General features: G+C 70.9%; 19 protein-coding genes. 12 read left to right on the top strand and 7 right to left on the bottom strand.

The window, feature by feature from the left end; translation table 11 throughout:
- Window positions 1-25: 25 nt before the first annotated feature.
- From pdxS to HY049_12730, 7 genes are all read left to right on the top strand, one after another.
- On the top strand, window positions 26-907 hold the full coding sequence (gene pdxS / locus HY049_12760; protein MBI3449773.1) for a pyridoxal 5'-phosphate synthase lyase subunit PdxS: 882 nt from the start codon (window positions 26-28) through the stop codon (window positions 905-907).
- Window positions 901-1,497: a pyridoxal 5'-phosphate synthase glutaminase subunit PdxT gene (gene pdxT / locus HY049_12755; GenBank protein ID MBI3449772.1), complete on the top strand. Its 597-nt coding sequence runs from the start codon at window positions 901-903 to the stop codon at window positions 1,495-1,497. Before pdxS ends, pdxT begins: the two co-directional genes overlap by 7 nt.
- 64 nt (window positions 1,498-1,561) lie before the next feature.
- On the top strand, window positions 1,562-2,857 hold the full coding sequence (locus HY049_12750) for a hypothetical protein (GenBank protein ID MBI3449771.1): 1,296 nt from the start codon (window positions 1,562-1,564) through the stop codon (window positions 2,855-2,857).
- Window positions 2,854-4,395: a hypothetical protein gene (locus tag HY049_12745; protein MBI3449770.1), complete on the top strand. Its 1,542-nt coding sequence runs from the start codon at window positions 2,854-2,856 to the stop codon at window positions 4,393-4,395. Before HY049_12750 ends, HY049_12745 begins: the two co-directional genes overlap by 4 nt.
- A gap of 28 nt (window positions 4,396-4,423) precedes the next feature.
- On the top strand, window positions 4,424-5,431 hold the full coding sequence (locus HY049_12740; GenBank protein MBI3449769.1) for a DUF1028 domain-containing protein: 1,008 nt from the start codon (window positions 4,424-4,426) through the stop codon (window positions 5,429-5,431).
- Window positions 5,428-6,051: a hypothetical protein gene (locus tag HY049_12735; protein ID MBI3449768.1), complete on the top strand. Its 624-nt coding sequence runs from the start codon at window positions 5,428-5,430 to the stop codon at window positions 6,049-6,051. Before HY049_12740 ends, HY049_12735 begins: the two co-directional genes overlap by 4 nt.
- 37 nt (window positions 6,052-6,088) lie before the next feature.
- Window positions 6,089-7,402: a hypothetical protein gene (locus HY049_12730; protein MBI3449767.1), complete on the top strand. Its 1,314-nt coding sequence runs from the start codon at window positions 6,089-6,091 to the stop codon at window positions 7,400-7,402.
- 12 nt (window positions 7,403-7,414) lie between these two features.
- On the opposite strand, the gene HY049_12725 is transcribed toward HY049_12730, so the two are convergent.
- Window positions 7,415-8,062: a cyclase family protein gene (locus HY049_12725; protein MBI3449766.1), complete on the bottom strand. Its 648-nt coding sequence runs from the start codon at window positions 8,060-8,062 to the stop codon at window positions 7,415-7,417.
- Between the two features lie 119 nt (window positions 8,063-8,181).
- Between HY049_12725 and HY049_12720 the strand changes: the two genes are divergently transcribed.
- Genes HY049_12720 through orn form a run of 5 tightly spaced genes read left to right on the top strand, consistent with a single transcriptional unit; the run spans window position 8,182 to window position 13,680 of the window.
- Window positions 8,182-9,864 carry a DUF1538 family protein gene (locus HY049_12720; GenBank protein MBI3449765.1) on the top strand — a complete coding sequence of 561 codons (1,683 nt, stop codon included), beginning with the start codon at window positions 8,182-8,184 and terminating at the stop codon, window positions 9,862-9,864.
- Window positions 9,861-10,244, top strand: a complete 384-nt coding sequence (locus HY049_12715) for a P-II family nitrogen regulator (protein MBI3449764.1) — start codon at window positions 9,861-9,863, stop codon at window positions 10,242-10,244. Before HY049_12720 ends, HY049_12715 begins: the two co-directional genes overlap by 4 nt.
- On the top strand, window positions 10,241-11,449 hold the full coding sequence (locus HY049_12710) for a DNA polymerase IV (protein ID MBI3449763.1): 1,209 nt from the start codon (window positions 10,241-10,243) through the stop codon (window positions 11,447-11,449). The genes HY049_12715 and HY049_12710 overlap by 4 nt, the downstream gene beginning before the upstream one ends.
- Before the next feature lie 2 nt (window positions 11,450-11,451).
- The gene (locus HY049_12705; protein ID MBI3449762.1) at window positions 11,452-13,080 is read left to right on the top strand and encodes a glycosyltransferase family 39 protein; all 1,629 of its coding nucleotides are present in this window, start codon (window positions 11,452-11,454) and stop codon (window positions 13,078-13,080) included.
- 42 nt (window positions 13,081-13,122) lie between these two features.
- Entirely contained in the window at window positions 13,123-13,680 is a 558-nt protein-coding gene (gene orn / locus HY049_12700) for an oligoribonuclease (protein ID MBI3449761.1), read from the top strand.
- 22 nt (window positions 13,681-13,702) lie between these two features.
- Here the strand turns inward: orn and HY049_12695 are convergent, their stop codons facing one another.
- The 6 genes from HY049_12695 to sufC are packed head-to-tail and all read right to left on the bottom strand — an operon-like array spanning window position 13,703 to window position 18,254.
- Window positions 13,703-14,029 (bottom strand): DUF59 domain-containing protein, encoded by a 327-nt coding sequence (locus HY049_12695; protein MBI3449760.1) that lies wholly within the window; start codon window positions 14,027-14,029, stop codon window positions 13,703-13,705.
- Window positions 14,007-14,411, bottom strand: a complete 405-nt coding sequence (locus tag HY049_12690; protein ID MBI3449759.1) for an iron-sulfur cluster assembly accessory protein — start codon at window positions 14,409-14,411, stop codon at window positions 14,007-14,009. Before HY049_12690 ends, HY049_12695 begins: the two co-directional genes overlap by 23 nt.
- A 27-nt stretch (window positions 14,412-14,438) precedes the next feature.
- Window positions 14,439-14,900, bottom strand: coding sequence for an SUF system NifU family Fe-S cluster assembly protein (locus HY049_12685; protein MBI3449758.1), 462 nt, complete (start codon window positions 14,898-14,900; stop codon window positions 14,439-14,441).
- On the bottom strand, window positions 14,900-16,147 hold the full coding sequence (locus tag HY049_12680; protein MBI3449757.1) for a cysteine desulfurase: 1,248 nt from the start codon (window positions 16,145-16,147) through the stop codon (window positions 14,900-14,902). The genes HY049_12685 and HY049_12680 overlap by 1 nt, the downstream gene beginning before the upstream one ends.
- The gene (gene sufD, locus HY049_12675; protein MBI3449756.1) at window positions 16,144-17,487 is read right to left on the bottom strand and encodes a Fe-S cluster assembly protein SufD; all 1,344 of its coding nucleotides are present in this window, start codon (window positions 17,485-17,487) and stop codon (window positions 16,144-16,146) included. Before sufD ends, HY049_12680 begins: the two co-directional genes overlap by 4 nt.
- A complete protein-coding gene (gene sufC / locus HY049_12670) occupies window positions 17,487-18,254 on the bottom strand; it encodes a Fe-S cluster assembly ATPase SufC (GenBank protein MBI3449755.1) in 768 nt (255 codons plus the stop codon). Before sufC ends, sufD begins: the two co-directional genes overlap by 1 nt.
- Window positions 18,255-18,256: the final 2 nt, after the last annotated feature.

Raw genomic sequence — 18,256 nt, 5'->3', positions numbered from 1 at the left:
CCCCGGAGAGGAAGCGAGGAACACGATGGCTGAAGGGACGATGAGGCTCAAGACGGGGCTCGCCGAGATGCTCAAGGGCGGCGTGATCATGGACGTCGTCAACGCCGATCAGGCCCGCATCGCGGAGAAGGCCGGCGCCTCGGCGGTGATGGCCCTCGAGCGGGTGCCGGCCGACATCCGGGCCCAGGGAGGCGTCGCCCGCATGGCGAACCTCAGGATCATCCGGGAGATCATGAAGGCGGTCACGATCCCCGTCATGGCCAAGTGCCGCATCGGGCACTTCGCCGAGGCGCAGATCCTCGCGGAGCTCGGCGTCGACTACATCGACGAGAGCGAGGTGCTGACCCCCGCCGACGAGAAGCACCACGTCGACAAGTTCGCGTTCAAGGTCCCCTTCGTGTGCGGCGCGCGCGATCTCGGCGAGGCGCTGAGGCGCATCGGGGAAGGGGCCGCCATGATCCGGACCAAGGGGGAGGCGGGCTCCGGGAACATCGTCGAGGCGGTCCGCCACATGCGGCGCGTCGTCGAGCAGGTCCGGAGGCTCCGCACGCTGGGAGACGACGAGCTCATGGCCGAGGCGAAGGAGCTCGCCGCTCCCTGCGAGCTGGTTCGCCTCGTGGCGAAGGAGGGGAAGCTTCCCGTCCCGAACTTCGCGGCGGGCGGGATCGCGACCCCCGCGGACGCCTCCCTGATGATGCAGCTGGGCGCCGAGGCGATCTTCGTTGGCTCGGGGATATTCAAGTCAGAGGATCCGGCGCGCCGGGCCGAGGCGATCGTGAAGGCGACGACGTACTTCAACGATCCGAAGGTGCTCGTCGAGGTGAGCGGCCTCCTCGGCGAGGCGATGCCGGGGATCGAGATCGGGACGCTCAAGGAGGATCAGCTCATGCAGAAGAGGGGATGGTGACGGCGAAGGTAGGCGTCCTCGCCCTCCAGGGGGACTTCGCGGCGCACGTCGCCGCCCTCGCGCGCGTGGGAATCGAGTCGATCGAGGTCCGCTACGCGGCGCAGCTCGACGCGATCGACGGGCTGATCCTCCCCGGAGGGGAGAGCACGACGCTGCTTCGCCTGATCGCGGACCTCCGGCTGGAACCGCCGCTCCGCGCCTTCCGCGCGCGCGGCGGGGCGATCTTCGGCACGTGCGCGGGGGCGATCCTGATCGCGAGGGAGGTCTTCGGCCCGAAGCAGCCGTCTCTGGGTTTTCTCGATATCGACGTGGAGCGGAACGCCTACGGCCGCCAGAGGGAATCGTTCGAGGCGGAAGCCCCCGCCGCGGTCTTCGGCGACGCCCCGCTCCCGATGGTCTTCATCCGCGCGCCTCGAATCGTCCGCGTGGGGGCCGGAATCGACGTGCTCGCGCGCCACGGCGGTGAGCCGGTCCTGGTCCAGCACGGGGCCGTGATGGCCGGCACCTTCCACCCCGAGATGACGCCGGATGGCCGCGTCCACCGCCACTTCGCGTCGCTCGCCGCATCGCGGGTGGGCGCTGCTTCTTGACGCGGCCAAGCCCTTCCGTATATTGAACCTTGAGGCCCGAGCCCTCAGGGCCGCACGGAGACGGATGACCAGGAAACTCGGCGAGGTCCTCACCGACGACGGCCGCATCACCGAGGCGCAGCTCGAGAAGGCTCTGAAGGCTCAGCTCATCTTCGGCGGCCATCTCGGGACGAGCCTGATCGAGCTGGGCTACGTCGATGAGGAGACCCTCGGGGAGACCCTGGCCCACGCGTTCAACGTCCCGTACGCCTCGTACGACGTCCTCCAGAACGTCCCGTACTCCGTCATCCGCGCCATCCCCGCGAAGCTCGTCGAAAAATACAAGGTCGTCCCGATCCGGATGGACGGGAAGGTCCTGCAGCTCGCGATGATGGATCCGAAGAACCTGATGGCGCTCGACGAGATCTCGTTCGTCACCGGGTACAAGATCGATCCCTGGGTCGCCCCCGAGATCCGCATCTTCCAGGTCCTCGAGAAGTACTACAACATCCCCAGAAGCCAGAGGTACATCACGCTCGCGCGCGAGCTGAGCCGCCTGCGCTCGCGCGGCGAGAAGATCCGGCCCCCGGGCGCGCCCGCGCCGCCCCCCGGCGGATCCGACCCTCATGAGCCGGACCCCGGGATCGCCGTGATGATCGAGCGTCCCCCCACCGTCGCCACGCCTCCCTCGTCCTCTCCCGCGGCCGCGGCCCCCGAAGCGCACCCCCGGGGTCCCGCCGATCCGTGGGAGAAGTACGGCTACGGAAAATCGTGGCGGGAGTTCGCCGACGCGATGGAGAAGAAAGGTCCGCCGGGGACCGCCGTCAGCGCCGCCGTTCCCGAGCCCGCCCCCCCCCCGCGCTCGACGGGGCCGGGAGCCTCTCCCGAGCTGGAGCTGGTCGAGGCGGCGAAGCGGCTCGCCGCGTGCACCACCCCCGACGAGGTCGCGGAGACGGCCCTCGCGTTCGCCGGCCGGTTCTTCGTGCGCCGGGCCTTCTTCGTCCTCCGCGGCGACAGCGCGGTCGGGTGGGACGGATCGGGTGAAGGCCTCTCCCCGGGACGCATCAAGGGGATGAACGTCGAGCTCGTGCGCGACTCGCTCTTCTCGCTCATCGACGACGGGCGCCCGCACTACCTCGGCCCCGTCCCCCCCCTCCCGTCGATCCGGAGGTTCTACCAGGATCTGGCCCTGTCGATGCCGAAGTCCGCCTTCCTCCTCCCGATCCAGATCAAGGACAAGACCGCCTCCGTTCTCTACGGCGATGGCGGCGACGAGGACGACCTCAGGACGCTCGACGTGCAGGCCTTCGAGAGGCTCGGCCAGAAGGCGTCGCTCGCCCTCCAGATGCTCATCCTGCGCGGCAAGATTCTCGGCCGTTGAACTCCCGCCGGACTCTGGCGGCGGCGTTCCTTCTCGCGTGCGTCCTGGCGGCGTACGCCCCTGGTCTCGACAACGATTTCGTCGGCGACGATCTCGAGTGGGTCCGCTTCGCGCTGCGCGTGCGCGCCGAGCCCTCGCTCGCCTTCTCCCTCTTCAGCGGGTTCGTCACCCCCGTCATGAACGCGACCGCGGGATTCGACGCGCTGGTGGCCGGCACCGCGCCGTGGATCTACAACCTCACGGGGCTCGCGTTCCACCTGCTCAACGTCGCTCTCCTCTTCGCGCTCCTGCGCTCCGCGCTCTCGGGGGAGTGGTTCGCCCCCTTCTGGGGGGCGGCGTGGTGGGGGCTTCACTACCGGCTGGACGAGGCCGTGCTCTGGCTCGGCGGGCGCCCGCACGTCCTCGTCATCACCGGGATCCTCCTGGCGCTCGCCGCGCAGCGGCGCTGGCTCGCGACCGGGCGCGCCCGCTGGCTCGCCGCGATCGGCGCGGCGGGGATCTTCGCCGTCCTCTCGAAGGAGAGCGGGGTCATGGCGCTGCCTGTCGCCGCCGCGTGGATCATTCTCTTCACTCCCGAGGGACTCTCGCGCGCGCGCCCGTCGCGCTGGGCCGGGCCGGCGCTTCTCGCCGCGATCGACGCCGCCCACGCCGCGATCCTCCTCGGCGTGCGGGGGGAACACCAGAACTACTACCGCGCCGACCTCGGCTTCGTGGGCCGGCTCGCGGCGTCGCACCTCGCGGCGCTCGGTGTTCCGGCGGGAGATCCCCCGGCGGCGTGGCTCATCGTCCCGGTCGCCGTCGTCTGGGCGCTCGTCTGGTGGCGCGGGGGGAAGCTCGCGCGGTTCGGCCTTCTCGTCATGCTCGTCGGGACGGCTCCCACGATGCTGATCGAGTTCCAGCCTCCCCGGTACCGGTACTTTCCCCTTCTCGGGGCCGCGTGCGTCGTCGCCGCCGCGCTCGATCTCGCGATCGCGCGGGCGCCCGCGTGGCGCCGGCCGGCGGCCGCCCTCCTCGCGCTCGTCTGCGTCTACTTCGCCGTCGGCGTCCGCAACGACGAGGCGTTCCTCGACGAGGCCGGGAGGATCCACCGCACGGTGCGCGACGGCTTCTGCGCCGCCGCCGATCGCGTCGAGCCGGAGCGGCCTCTCGCGGTCGTCTACCGGCCGTCCCTCGGCTCCGTCGCGGCGATGCGCGAGGCCGCGAACCGCGAGGTGGCGATCGAGGTGCGGAACTACCCGCCGATCTACGTCCGGGCGGCGGGGATCGAGGGGCTCGCCGAGGCCGACACCCTGGCGGCGCTGTGCGACGGCGGGCGGCTCGCGAGCCGCGCGCGCCTTCTGCCTCCCGAAGGCGCCCGCGCCGCGATCGAATCCGGGGCCTTCTCGCTCATCGCCTACGAGCCCGGCGCCTTTCTTCCCGAGGAGCTCGCCGCCCGCGCGGCGCTCGTCGCCGCCGCGCGATCGGGGCCGCTTCCCGCCGCGCTCCCCGGAGGGCGCCGCCTCGCGGTGATCGATCGCGGATCAGGACCCCGCTGGTAGAATGAGGCCTTCCTTCAAGGAGGATCCCATGCGCCGAAGCGTCGTCACCGTCGCTCTCGTCTCCGGCTGGCTCATCACCGGGGGCTCCCTCCGCGCGGAGGAGTCCTCCTTCGCGCGCCCGGTCCACACCTTCTCGATCGTCGCGCGCGACGAGGCGACGGGGGAGATGGGCGTCGCCGTGCAGTCGCACTGGTTCTCCGTGGGCGCGGTCGTCCCGTGGGCCGAGCCGGGGGTCGGCGCGGTCGCGACCCAGAGCTTCGTCGAGGCGAGCTACGGACCCCTCGGCCTCGCGCTCATGAAGGAGGGGAAGAGCGCCCCCGAGGCGCTGGCCGCGCTGCTGGCGAAGGACGAGCACCAGGACGTGCGGCAGGTCGCGATGGTCGACGCGTCGGGGAAGGTCGCGGCGCACACCGGAAGCCACTGCATCGCCGCGGCCGGGCACAAGACCGGCGCCGGCTTCTCCGCCCAGGCGAACCTGATGGCCGACGCGTCGGTCTGGCCCGCGATGGCCGAGGCGTTCGAGCGCTCGAAGGGGGATCTCGCGGAGCGGATGCTCGCCGCGCTCGAGGCGGCGCAGAAGGCCGGCGGGGACATCCGGGGGCGCCAGTCGGCCGCGCTCCTCGTCGTCGGGCCGAAGAGGTCGGCCTCTCCGTGGAAGGACCGTCTCTTCGATCTCCGCGTCGACGATCACCCCGATCCCATCGTGGAGCTGCGCCGGCTCGTGGGGCTGGCGCGCGCCTACCGCGTCGAGAACGCGGGGGACGACGCCGTCACCGAGAACCGCGCGGAGGACGCGCTGAAGCTCTACTCGCAGGCGGAGGAGCTCGTCCCCGGAAGCGACGAGTTCGTCTTCTGGCACGCGGTCGCGCTCGTCTCGATGAAGCGCGTGGACGAGTCGATCCCGGTCTTCGCCCGCTGCTTCCGCATGAACGCGGCGTGGCTGGCGCTCGTCCCGCGCCTGCCGGGCTCGGTGCTGCTGCCGGACGATCCGGCGCTCCTCGCGCGCATCCTCGCGGCGGGGCCGAGGGCGCGTTGATCCTCGGCATCCTGCTGATGCTCGCGGCCCCCCCGGACCCGGCCCCCGCCTCCGAAACGCCGTGGCGCATCGTCTTCAAGAACTCGCTGCCGGTCGTCAAGGTGCAGGACGAGGACGCGGGGATCTTCTACGTGAAGCTCGTCTTCTGCGGCGACGGTCCCGTCGATCCGAACTCGGGTCGCCCCGACTATCGCGCGCTCCAGGAGCTCAAGACGATCACCTACGGCCGGCCGATCGAGGGGAAGAATCTCCCGGGGCGCGCCATCGACATCAGCAAGAAGGAGCTGATCGCGCGGAAGGAGGACGATCCGGCCACGCTGATTCTCACGGACAAGGGACGGAAGCGGACGATCTACGAGGGGACGGTTCCGGCGGGGGCCGCGTGGCTCAAGGTGCGCTACGACACGGCGATCTTCACCCGCAAGGAGGGGTCGCACTTCCCCGGCGCGCGGAACTGGATCGCGATGCCCTTCCCGCTGGCGCCGGAGGATCGATGGATCCGCCTCGATGCGGTCCCGAGCCCCTGCGCGACGCGCATCCTCCAGATCGAAGCGCTCGTGAAGGGGACCTTCCCCGACGAGCGCGACTTCACGGTCGAGGTGGGGGCGCGGTGTGAGTGACGCGGCGCGGCGCGCACCGCTTCTCCTGGCGGCGACGATGGCGGTCGCAGCGTGCGCGGTCATGCACCCGGATCTGGTCGGCATCTATCACGGCGAGGCCCGGCCCAGGCGCGCGGTCGTCTTCATTCCGGGAGTCTTCGGCTCGCGCCTGAGGGACTCGATCACCGGTCGCGTCGTCTGGGGGAACGCGGTGTCGTTCCTCGCGAAGCTCTATCGGCCCTCGCACCCGGGGAAGGATCTCCTCGATCTCCCGATCGACGCGGACGATCCGCTCCGGAATCGGGACGGGCTCGTCCCCGACGGCCCCATCGAAAAGGTGGCGGGTCACGAGTACTACCTCAAGCTGATCCGCGCGCTGCGCGACGCCGGGGGATTCGTGCCGGGCGACATCCACGACCCGCGCCCCGGCGCCGATCTCTACGCGTTCGACTACGACTGGCGCCGGGACGTTCCGGAGACGGCGGCCGCGCTGGGCGCCGCGATCGATCGCGTCCTCTCGGCCCGAGGAGATCCGGGAGGGAAGGTCGATCTCGTCGCGCACAGCCTCGGCGGCCTCGTCGCGCGCTACTACGTGAGGCACGGCGGCCGCGACGTCCTCGCGGGGGAGCCGTCGGCGCCCACCTTCGCGGGGGCGCCGCACGTCGGGACCGTCATCCTCCTGGGGACACCGAACGGAGGGACCCTCGACGCCCTGAGGTCGCTCCTCGAAGGCGAGCGCGTGCCGAGGCTCCTCCCCCCCGAGGCGATCTTCACGATGCCCGCGGCCTACCAGCTCCTCCCGGCGCCGGGGCCGAGCTACCTCGTCGACGTGGACGGCGCGCCTGTCGCGGACGACATCTACGACGTGGCCACTTGGGAGAAGCTCGGCTGGTCGGTCTTCAGCCCGGACGCCCGGCGGGATCTTCGCGACAAGCTCCGGGCGAGGATCGGCCGCGAGGGGTCGGAGAAGGTCTACCTCGAGAGGATGGAGGCGTCACGCCGGTTCGCCAGGTGGGCGCTCGATCGGGCGCGGCGCTTTCGGGAGGCTCTCGAGGGGGAGTGGGACCTCGAGGGGCGGGTGCGCTACGCCGCGCTCGGGGGGGACTGCACCCCCACGCCGTCGCGCGCCGTCGTTCAGTTCGACGGGTCGGCCTACCATACGTACTTCGATCCCGCCGACCTGCCGCCGGGACTGGGGACGCCGGCGCTTTCGGGGGTGATGAGCGCGCCGGGGGACGACACGGTGACGCGCGCGAGCCTCCTTCAGGGTGTCCCGACTCCCACGGCGATGTTCCTCTGCGAGTCGCACAAGGGGCTGACGCAGAGCCCGGCCTTTCACGACGCGATCCTCCACCTGCTGCTCGAGCCGTAGACGTCCGCCGCGTCATCCCGCCGGCGGGGGATCGATCAGGATCGCGCGGATCGGGGAGGCCTCGACCCCGGTGAGCCTGAGGGGGAGCGCCACGAGGTGGTATCGGCCCGGAGCGATCGCGCGAAGGTCGAGCCACTCGAGGACCGCCACGTCCGCCTCGGCGAAGACCCGGTGCACCGGAAGGCCGGCGGCGCCCGGAGCGTCGACGGAGGGTGTGTCGATCCCCACCAGGCGCACGCCGCGCTCGACGAGGCGGCGGGCCGCCTCGGGGGTCAGGCTCGCGAAGGAAGGCGGGAGGTACGGGACGGTCTCGGCGCTTCCTGTCCGGATCAGGAGCCGACCTCCGTGGAGCGCCCCCGGCCCGGCCCCCTCGAGGTGGCGCGAGATCGCATCCCATCCGATGGGGGCGTCCCCCGGAAGATGGATGACGCGCGCGTCCCCGATCAGAGAGTCGAGCGCGACCGAGTCGATCGCGCCTCCCCCGGGGCGGACGTGGGACGGCGCGTCGACGTGCGTCCCGGCGTGCGCGCCGAAAGAGAGGCGGGAGACGTCGCACGCACCCCCCGCCGACATCGAGGCGATCCGCGTGATCTCGACGGGCGGATCGCCCGGCCAGGACGGGAACCCCGTCCCCAGCGGCCTCGTGATGTCGCGGATCACGGACCGGCGGTCCTCGCGAGCGTCATGGCCGCAGACTAACACCCGGCGGGGTCGGTTGAGGAATCCTCCGCGGTTCGTGTAAGGTGCCCGCTTTCCGCGCCCCAGGGGAGGGTTCGAGGTTGGCGCGTCGCCCGTCGATCGAGATGACCTACGAGCAGCTTCACGGCGAGGGGAGGATCCGCGTCTCCTTCGCCGAGGCCTGCACGATCCTCGGTCACCATTTCCGCGCCCGCCTCGTCGAGCAGCTCCGCTCGGTCCTCCCGGTGATCGCGTACCTGCTTCTCTTCCAGGTCGTGATCCTGCGAACCTCGATCCTCCACTCGATTCCGATCTGCCTGGCCGTCCTCGCGGTGGTCATCGGCCTCCTCTTCTTCATGGATGGGCTCAGGCTCTGGCTGATGCCCGTCGGCGAGGCGATCGGCAACTCGCTCCCGAAGAGGACCTCCCTCCCGACAATCCTCGGCTTCGCCTTCCTCGTGGGGGTCGGGGCGACGTACGCGGAGCCCGCGATGGGCGCGCTGCGGGCGGCCGGCGCCGGGATCGACGAGGCGCAGGCGCCTCTTCTCCACGCGCTGTTGAACCGCTACGCGGGGGCGCTCGCGGCGGCGGTCGCCGCCGCGGTCGGGACCGCGGTCCTCCTCGGCACGCTGCGCTTCCTCCTCAACTGGCCCCTCAAGCGCCTCCTCGTGCCGATCGTCCTCCTGCTCCTCGGGCTGACCGCGTGGGCGTACGCCGTCCCGGCGCTCCGCGGGATCATCGGCCTCGCGTGGGATTTCGGCGCCGTCATCGTCGGCCCCATCACGGTGCCGCTCGTCCTCGGCCTCGGCCTCGGCGTGTGCAACGCGTCCGGGCGCGTCGACACCGGGATGTCGGGGTTCGGCGCGGTGACGCTCATCTCGCTTTTCCCGATCCTCGCGACGCTCGGCGTCGCCTTCTTGATCCACTACTCGGGAGCGGCCGGACACGGCGTCGCGGCGGTCGCGGCCGCGGCAGCCGGGCCCGGGGCGGGCGCGCCCGCCGGCCCATGGCTCGACGCCCTCATCTCGTCGTCGCAGGCGATCCTGCCCCTCACGATCTTCCTCTTCGCGGTGCAAGTCTTCCTCCTGCGCGAGCGGATCGCGGCCGGCGACGAGGTCGCGGTCGGCCTCTCCTTCGCCCTCTTCGGGCTGGTGCTGTTCAACGTGGGGCTCGCCGCCGGGCTGACCCCCCTCGGCGATCAGGTCGGGGGGGTCGCCCCCGGCGCCTTCGCGCGGGTCCTCCTCGGGACTCCGCCTGTCGCGTTCGGCCCCCTGTACGGGAGCGCGGTGGGGAAGGGGATCATCCTCGTCTTCGCGCTCCTTCTGGGATACGGAGCGACGCTCGCCGAGCCCGCGCTGAACTCGATGGGCCTGCAGGTCGAGCAGATCACGGTCGGCGCCTTCCGCAAGGCGCTCCTCGTGCAGGCGGTCGCCTTCGGCGTCGGCGCCGGGATGGCGCTCGGCGTGGCCCGGATCATCTTCGAGATTCCGTTCGCGTGGCTCCTCGTCCCGACGTACCTGCTGCTGCTCGTCCTCTCGCTCGTCTCGACGGAGGAGTTCGTCAGCATCGGGTGGGACGCCGGGGCCACGACGACGGGGCCCTTCACCGTGCCGCTGGTCGTCGCCATCGGGCTCGGCCTCAGCGGCAACCTTCCCGGGGCGGCCGACGGCTTCGGGATCCTGAGCCTCGCGAGCGCCGGGCCGGTGGTCTCGGTGCTCACCGTCGGCCTTCTCCTCCGGACCGCGCCGAGCCATGAGCCGGCCGTTCGCGGGGCCGCCGCATGACGGAGCCGCGCAAGCGCAAGTACCTCACGAACCTTCAGCTCATCACGTGCATCGTCGAGCGGGGACGAGCCGACGAGGTCGTGAAGGCCGCGATGCGCGCCGGCGCCCCGGCCGCGACGATCCACTTCGCGCGGGGCTCGGGGATCCGCGAGCGGCTGATGGTCCTCCTCAAGGTCGCGATCAGCCCGGAGAAGGAGGTCATCGACATCGTCGCGGCCGCGGAGAGGGCCGACGCCATCTTCGAGGCGATGATCGAGGCGGGGCAGATGGATCTCCCCGGCAAGGGGTTCATCTACATGACGCCGGTGACGAAGGCGGTGACCCACATCCCGACCGCCGAGGAAGAGGCGGCCGCGAAAAGGCGCCTGACCAAGTTTTGATCGTCCTCCACCTCGACATGGACGCCTTCTACGCCTCGGTCGAGGTGCGAGAGAATCCGAAGCTCGCGGGACTTCCCCTCATCATCGGGCACCGCGGCCCCCGCGGCGTCGTCTCCACCTGCTCCTACGAGGCGCGGGAATTCGGCGTGCGGAGCGCGATGCCTAGCGTCACGGCGGAACGCCTCTGCCCCGGGGGGACGTGGCTTCCCGGCCGCATGGAGCTCTACGTCGAGGTCTCGCGGAGGATCCTGCGCCTCCTCGACGACTTCTCCCCCGTGGTCGAGCCCCTCTCGATCGACGAGGCCTTTCTCGACCTGACCGGCATCTCCCGATCGCTTCAGGACGCCGGGGCCGCGGGGCGGCGTCTCAAGGAAAGGATTCGAGCGGAGGAGGGGCTCACCGCGTCCGTCGGCGTCGCGCCGAACAAGTTCCTCGCGAAGATCGCCTCCGAGCTGGACAAGCCCGACGGTCTCGTCGTCCTCCCGATCGAGGACGTCCCGTCGCGCCTCTGGCCCCTCCCGGTGCGGGCCCTCTGGGGGGTCGGGCCGAAGACGGCCGACTCCCTCAAGGGCCTGGGTCTCCGGACGGTGGGAGACATCCTGCGCGCCCCGCGCGCACGCCTCGGCGCCCGGCTCGGCGATCGGCTGACGGATCACCTACGCGCCCTCGCCGCCGGCCGCGACGATCGAAAGGTCGAGCCGTCTCGCGAGGCGAAGTCGATCAGCGAGGAGCGCACGTACGCGGTGGACCTCACCGACGAGGGCGAGATCGGGCGGCAGCTCCTCGCGCGCGCGGACGGCGTCGCGAGGAAGCTGAGGGACGACGGCCTGCAGGGGTGGACGGTCAGCTTGAAGGTGAGAGCGGGGGATTTCACGACCTGGACGCGCTCCGTCACGCTCGGGGGACCGACGCGCTTCGCCGGCGAGATCCACGCGGTGGCCACGGCTCTCCTCAGGGAGAGGGTCGACCTGGGAGGGAAAGGGGTGAGGCTCCTCGGCCTCGGCGTCTCCCATCTCGAGCCCGCCTGCGCGATCGATCAGCCGGATCTCTTCCCCGATCCCGAGCGGGCGCTCGGGGAGCGCGCCGCGGCGGCCGAGGACGCCGTGCGCCACGCCTTCGGAGAGGCCGCCATCACGAGGGCGAGGCTCCTCGGGAAGAAGGGCGAAGAGGATCCGGAAAGCGCCAGCTCGCTTCCGGCGCTGTGACCATGGACGCCGCGCGATCCCGGCCGGCGCGGCTCGTCACGGCGGCGGCCTTCGCCCTCCTCCTCGCCGCCCTCCTCGCGAGAACCTTTCCGTTCGCCGCCACGATCGACTCGCTCATCTGCGCCATCTCCGTGGCCGACTTCCGCCCGGGATTCCTCGACGGCAAGCCGACGTACGTCTTCCTGGGGCAGGCGGTCGCCGTGGTGAACGGCGCCCTCGGCGGCGATCGGGCGGCGCTGATGCGGCTCCTGGCCCTCTGGTCCGCCCTCTTCGCGTGGGGGATGCTCGTCGCGGCGTGGCTCCTCGCGCGCGAGCTGGGCGGCGGCTCGCGCTCCGGCGCGTGGTGGGGCGTCCTGCTCGTCGGCTCCAGCCCGATCTTCCTCTTCATGGCCGCGATCGTCGAGAAGTACACCGTCGCCCTCCTTCTCGTGATGATCGCCGCGCTCTTCTGGCTGAAGCGCCGCTACGCGGTGTTCGGGATCTTCTGGGGGCTCGCGATCGGCGCCCACGTCACCGCGGCGCTCCTGGCCGTTCCCTGCGCCGTGAGCCTCCTGGCGGAACCCGATCGGCGCGGCGATCGCCGCCGGGCGGGTCTTGGCGCGCTAAGGGCGGCCGCCGTCGCGGCGCCGCTGTACGCGTGGGTCGTCGCCGCGTCCCCCGGCGCGGCGGCGTACCTCCGCGGCGTGCTTCACACCGTCTTCGGCACGTACGCGTTTCTCCACGAGCTCCGCCCGGAGCAGCTCCTCGCGCCGCGCGCGGCGCTCGCAATCCTCGCCCTGATCGCCGCGGGGGCGGCGCTCGCGTTCCTCGCGCGCCGGCGCGGAAGCCCAGAGGCGCCGATCGAGCCCGCGCTCTGGGGCGCGGGCGCCGGCGCGACGGGGATCGTCGCGTGGACGCGCGCCCCGTATCTCCCTCCGTTCCTGGCTCTCGCGGGGCTCCCGCTGCTCGTGGTCGCCGGCCTCTCGCTCGCCCTGCTCTGCGTCGAACGCGTTCGCACGCGTCACGGCGCCTCGCGGCTCGATCCGCTCGCGACCTTCGTCGTCCCGTGGCTGGCGACGAACCTGCTCTTCTTCATGGCGTGGGATCACTTCTACGGTCAGTTCAGCGTCTTCATCGTGCCTCCGCTCGCCCTCGTCGCCGCCCGTCTCGGCGCGCGGCCCCCCGGAAGCGGTCGGGTGGCCGTGGGGGCGCTCGCCCTCGCCGCCGCGGTCGCCGCCGGGCTCTGGATCTCGCGGGACGTCGTGGACCGGGAGCGCTGGAAACTGACCGTCGAGAACGACGCCTTCGCGCGGGAGGCGGCGCGTCGCATTCCGAAGGGGAGCCTCGTCGTCGCCTCGTGGGACGGAGCCAACCTCGAGTATTACGCCCCCGGGGTGGAGGTCGCGGCGGTGACGCCGGGGGGGACCACCCCGGGCGCGGAGACACCGGGGGGCGGCGGCCCCTCGGACCTCGTGGCGTCGGTCCGCGCGGCGCTCGCCTCCGGGAGGGAGGTCTACGTCACCTCCCGCTTTCTCGACGCTCCGGCCGACCCGATCGTCGATGCCGAGCGGAGCGCCCTCGAGCGGACGTTCGTGAGGGTGCCCGCGGGCGACAAACTCTACCGGATCGTCCCGCGCGATCCGGGGAGGTGACGCGCTTCTGGTTCCCTTCGCCGATCGGATAGCATGGCGGTCATGACGAACGGGATCGGCGGGGGCGCGGGGGTGGATCCGCTCGTCTGGATCGACATGGAGATGACGGGGCTTCACCCCGAGTCGGCCACGATCCTCGAGATCGCGTCGGTCGTCACCGACGGACAGCTCGGCGTCGTCGCGGAGGGGCCCGACCTGGTCGTGCACCAGAGCGACGCGGTGCTCGACTCGATGGACGAGTGGAACACCAAGCACCACGGCGAGAGCGGGCTCATCTCCGCGTCGCGCGCGACGACGATCTCGATCGCGGAGGCGGAGCGCGCGACGCTCGAGTTCGTGAGGGGGCACTGCGCGCCGGGGAAGTCCCCCCTCGCCGGGAACTCGATCGGCCAGGATCGGCGGTTCCTCTTCAAGTACATGCCCGGGCTCGAGGCCTTCCTTCACTACCGGAGCGTGGACGTCTCCTCGATCAAGGAGCTGGCCCGGCGCTGGTACCCGGGGCTGATCCCCCCGGAGAAGAGGAAGGCGCACCGCGCCCTCGACGACATCCTGGAGTCGATCGAGGAGCTGCGCTTCTACCGGGAAAAGGTCTTCCGGTAGAAGCCCGGCATCACCCCGCCCCTCAGAGGTTGAGCTGGAGCTTGGCCGCTTCGGACATCATGTCCGGGGTCCACGCCGGCTCCCACGTCACCTCGACCTTCACGTCCGTCACTCCCGGGATGCCGGCGATCTTGCGCTCGACCTCCGGAGGGAGCGATCCCGCGACGGGGCAGGCGGGGGAGGTGAGGGTCATGAGGACGTGGACGGAGCCCGGCAGGTCGACGTCGACCCGGTAGATGAGCCCCAGCTCGTGGATGTTGACGGGGATCTCGGGGTCGTAGCATCCCTTGAGGACCTCGAGGACCTTCGCCTCGAGGATCGAGGCGTCAATGGGGGTGCTTGTGTCCATGGTGTCCTCCGTGACCGGCCGCCTCGGGCTCGGCCTTCTTCTGCTCGGAGAAGGTGTGCCCGCAGCCGCAGCTGTGCGCGGCCTTCGGGTTCGTGAAGAGGAATTTCACCGAGCCCATTTCCTGCCGGACGTCGAGCTGGAGCTCGTTGACGTGGGGGAGGCTCGCGTCGTCGATGAGGATGCGCACCCCCTCGCTCTCGAAGGCGTGATCCTGCGGCTTCGCCGGGTTCACGTCGAAGTCGAGGACGTAGCGGAACTGCGTGCCGCTTCCCTCGCAACCTTCCGTGGTGACGCCGAGGCGCAACGCCGCCTGCTCGGGGATGTTCTCCTGGCTCTTGATCTTCTTGAGGACTTCGCCCGCGGTGGGCGTCAGCGTGATCATTCGGGTCTCCTTGTGAGCCGTCGGATTCTACTCGGTCGTCACCGACTCGAGGACTTCGGATCGGGCCGCGAGCGCTGCCTTCAGCGTGTGCCACGCGAGGCTCGCGCACTTCACCCGGACCGGGAACTCGCGCACCCCCTCGAAGACGGCGAGCTTGCCCAGGTCCTCGGCGGAGAAGGCGGGGTCGGCGTGGCCCGTCACCATCCCGTGGAATTTCTCGAACAGCGCCTCCGCCTCGGCGAGCGTGCGCCCCTTCACCGCTTCGGTCATCATCGAGGCCGAGGCCTTCGAGATCGCGCAGCCGGCGCCGACGAATCCAATATCGCGGACGACCCCCTCCTCGATCCTGAGCGTGACGCTCAGGCGGTCGCCGCACAGGGGGTTGTGCCCCTCCGCGCGCCGGTTGGCGCCCTGGACGAGGACGAAGTTCCTCGGCCTCTTGTTGTGGTCGAGAATGACCTCCTGGTAGAGATCGTCGAGCTCCGACATCAGCGGAAGACCTCGAAGACACGGTGGATGGCGCCGACGAGCGCGTCCACCTCGTCGCGCGTGTTGTAGAAGGCGAACGACGCCCGGGCCGTCGCCGGCAGGCAGAGGCGATCCATCAGCGGCTGCGCGCAGTGATGCCCGGCGCGCACGGCGACCCCCTGCTTGTCGAGGATGGTGCCGATGTCGTGCGGGTGGACGCCGTCGAGCGTGAACGAGACGACGCTTCCCTTCCTCGGCGCGGTGCCCACGATCGTGAGGCCGTCGATCCGCGAGAGCTGGCGCGTGGCGTATTCGAGGAGATCCCGCTCGTGCGCGGCACGCGGGTCGAACCCGATCGACTCGAGATAGTCGATCGCGGCGCCGAGGCCGATTGCCCCGGCGATGTCGGGAGTCCCGGCCTCGAACTTGTGCGGGATCTTGTTGTAGGTGGTCTTCTCGAAGGTCACCGAGGCGATCATGTCGCCCCCGCCCTGGAACGGAGGGCTGGCCTCGAGGAGGGCCGCCTTTCCGTAGAGGGCACCGATCCCCGTCGGGCCGAAGAGCTTGTGCCCCGAGAATGCGTAGAAGTCGGCGTCGAGGGCGCGGACGTCCACCTTGAGGTGGGGCGCTCCCTGCGCTCCGTCCACCACGGCGACGGCCCCCGCGGCGTGGGCCGCCTCGATGATCTCCTTCACCGGGTTGATCGTCCCGAGGGCGTTCGACATCTGCACGATCGAGACGATCTTCGTCCGGGGCGAGAGCATCCGGAGGTACTCGTCGAAGAGGAGCTCGCCGGTGTCCGCGATGGGGACGATCTTCAGCTTCGCGCCGCGCTCCTCGCAGAGCATCTGCCAGGGGACGATGTTCGAGTGGTGCTCCATCGTCGAGATGAGGATCTCGTCCCCCTCCCGGACGTTCTTCCTGCCCCACGTCCACGCCACCAGGTTCAGCGCCTCGGTCGTGCCGCGCGTGAAGACGATCTCGTCGTTGACGGCGGCGTTCAGGAATCGGCGGACCTTCCCGCGGGCCCTCTCGTACGCGAACGTGGCGCGCTCGCTGAGCGTGTGGAGGCCCCGATGGATGTTCGAGTTGTCCCGCGCGTAGAAGTGCTCGATCGCCTCGATGACGGCGCGGGGCTTCTGCGTCGTCGCGGCGTTGTCGAGGTAGACCAGGGGGCGCCCGTGCACGAGCTGGTGGAGGATTGGGAAGTCGGCGCGGATCCGCCGGATGTCGAAGACCTCCGGCGCGACGGCGGTCTCGGCGCTCACGCGATCCTCCCGCGCCCCTGCGCGCCCAGCTTCGCGGCGAGGAGCGACTCGAGGGAGGCCCTGACGGCCTCGTGCCTCACGCGCGAGACGACGTCGCTCACGAAGGCGCGCATGAGCATCTCGCGGGCCTCGGCCTCGCCGACGGCCCGCGAGCGCAGGTAGAAGAGCATCCCGGGGTCGATCTGGCCGATCGTCGCGGCGTGGGTGCACTTCACGTCGTCGGCGCGGATCTCGAGCTGCGGTTTCGTGTCCACGAGCGCCTCCTCCGAGAGGATGAGGTTCCGGTTCACCTGGCGCGCGTCGGTCTTCTGGGCGTCGGGGCGCACGATGATCTTCCCGTCGAAGACGCCGCGCGACCGGCCGTCGAGAACTCCCTTGTAGAGCTCCCGGCTCGCGCCGTTCGGCGACGCGTGGTCGATCGTCGTGTGGTGGTCGACGTGCTGGGCCCCGGAGAGGACGTAGAGGCCGTTGAGCGTGGCGTCGGCTCCCTCGCCCGCGAGGACGGCGTTCACGTCGTGGCGCACGAGCGCGCCGCCGAGGGCGATGGAGTGCGACGTGAACGTGGCGCTCCGGGAGAGCTCCGACTGAAGCGTCGAGACGTGGTAGCTCCTCTCCCCCTCGTCCCCGATCCTGCAGTGCTCGACGACGGCTGCGGGCCCCACGACGATCTCGGTCACCGCGTTGGCGAAGCCGGCGCTCTCGCCGCCGCCCGTGTGGATCTCGACGACGGAGACCTGCCCCGCCTCCTCCGCGACGACGAGGTTTCTCGGGTGCGACGCGTTCGCGCCGCCGCCGGGGGCGGAGATGAAGACCAGGTACACCGGGGAATCGATCGCCGTCCCCCGGGGAACGTGCACGAAGGCGCCGTCGGTCATGAACGCGGTGTTGAGCGCCGTGAAGGCGTGGCTCCGGAACTCCGCGAGGCGGCCGAGGTGCGGCTCGACGAGCGGTCGATGCCCCTCGAGGGCCGAACCGAGGCTCGAGACGACGGCGCCGGCCGGAACGCGGGCGAGATCGGAGCGGTCGGCCGCGAAGTGGCCGTTGACGAAGACGAGCCGGATGGCCCCTTCGGGGACGAGCCGCGCGGCGGGATCTGCGGCTCTCGCGCTCGCCCCGTTCAGCGGGCGCGGGCTCACGCCGTAGGGGAGCGCCGCGATCGGCGCGACGCTCGTGTAGCGCCACTCCTCGTCCCGCGTCGTCGGGAAGCCGAGGGCGCGGAAGGCCTCGATCGACGCGCGGCGGAGCGGCCCCGTCCAGGCGAGAGAGGATGGGAGAAGCGCCTTCTCGAACGCGTCGAAGGCCGCCGGGTAGGCGCCGGTTTCCAGGATCTGCGCGCCCATCAGGCCCGGGCCCCCGTCCTGCGCGCCTCCTCCTCGATCCACGCGTAGCCGGTCTTCTCGAGCTCGAGCGCGAGCTCTTTCCCCCCCTCCTTCACGATGCGGCCGCCATGGAGGACGTGGACCCTGTCGGGGACGATGTAGTTCAGGAGGCGCTGGTAATGCGTGATGACGACCATCGAGCGGCGGCCGTCGCGGAGCGAATTCACGCCGCCGGCGACGACGCGGAGCGCGTCGATGTCGAGCCCCGAGTCGGTCTCGTCGAGGACGGCGAGCTTCGGGTCGAGGACGGCCATCTGGAAGATCTCGTTGCGCTTCTTCTCGCCCCCCGAAAACCCCTCGTTGACCGCGCGGTTGAGGAGCGACTGGTCCATCTCGACGATCTTCATCTTCTCCTTGACCAGCGCGAGGAACTCCATCGCGTCGAGCTCGGGGGCGCCGCGCTGCCGCCTGATGGCGTTGAGCGCCGTCTTGAGCATGTAGGTCGTGCTCACCCCCGGGATCTCGACGGGGTACTGGAACGCGAGGAAGACCCCTTCGCGCGCGCGCTCCTCGGGGGACATCGCGAGGAGATCCTTCCCCTCGAAGAGGATCTGGCCCGAGGTCACGAGGAACGACTCGCGCCCGGCGAGGACGTGGGCGAGCGTGCTCTTCCCCGAGCCATTCGGCCCCATGATGGCGTGGACTTCTCCAGGCATGACGGTGAGGTCGATCCCCCGGAGGATCTCCTTCCCGGCGGCGCCGGCGCAGAGATTCCGGATCTCGAGTATCG

This window comes from Acidobacteriota bacterium (genome assembly GCA_016195325.1).
Classification (GTDB): Bacteria; Acidobacteriota; Polarisedimenticolia; order JACPZX01; family JACPZX01; genus JACPZX01.
Note: the sequence above shows the minus strand (reverse complement) of the source record. Positions and strands in the feature narration are given on the sequence as shown.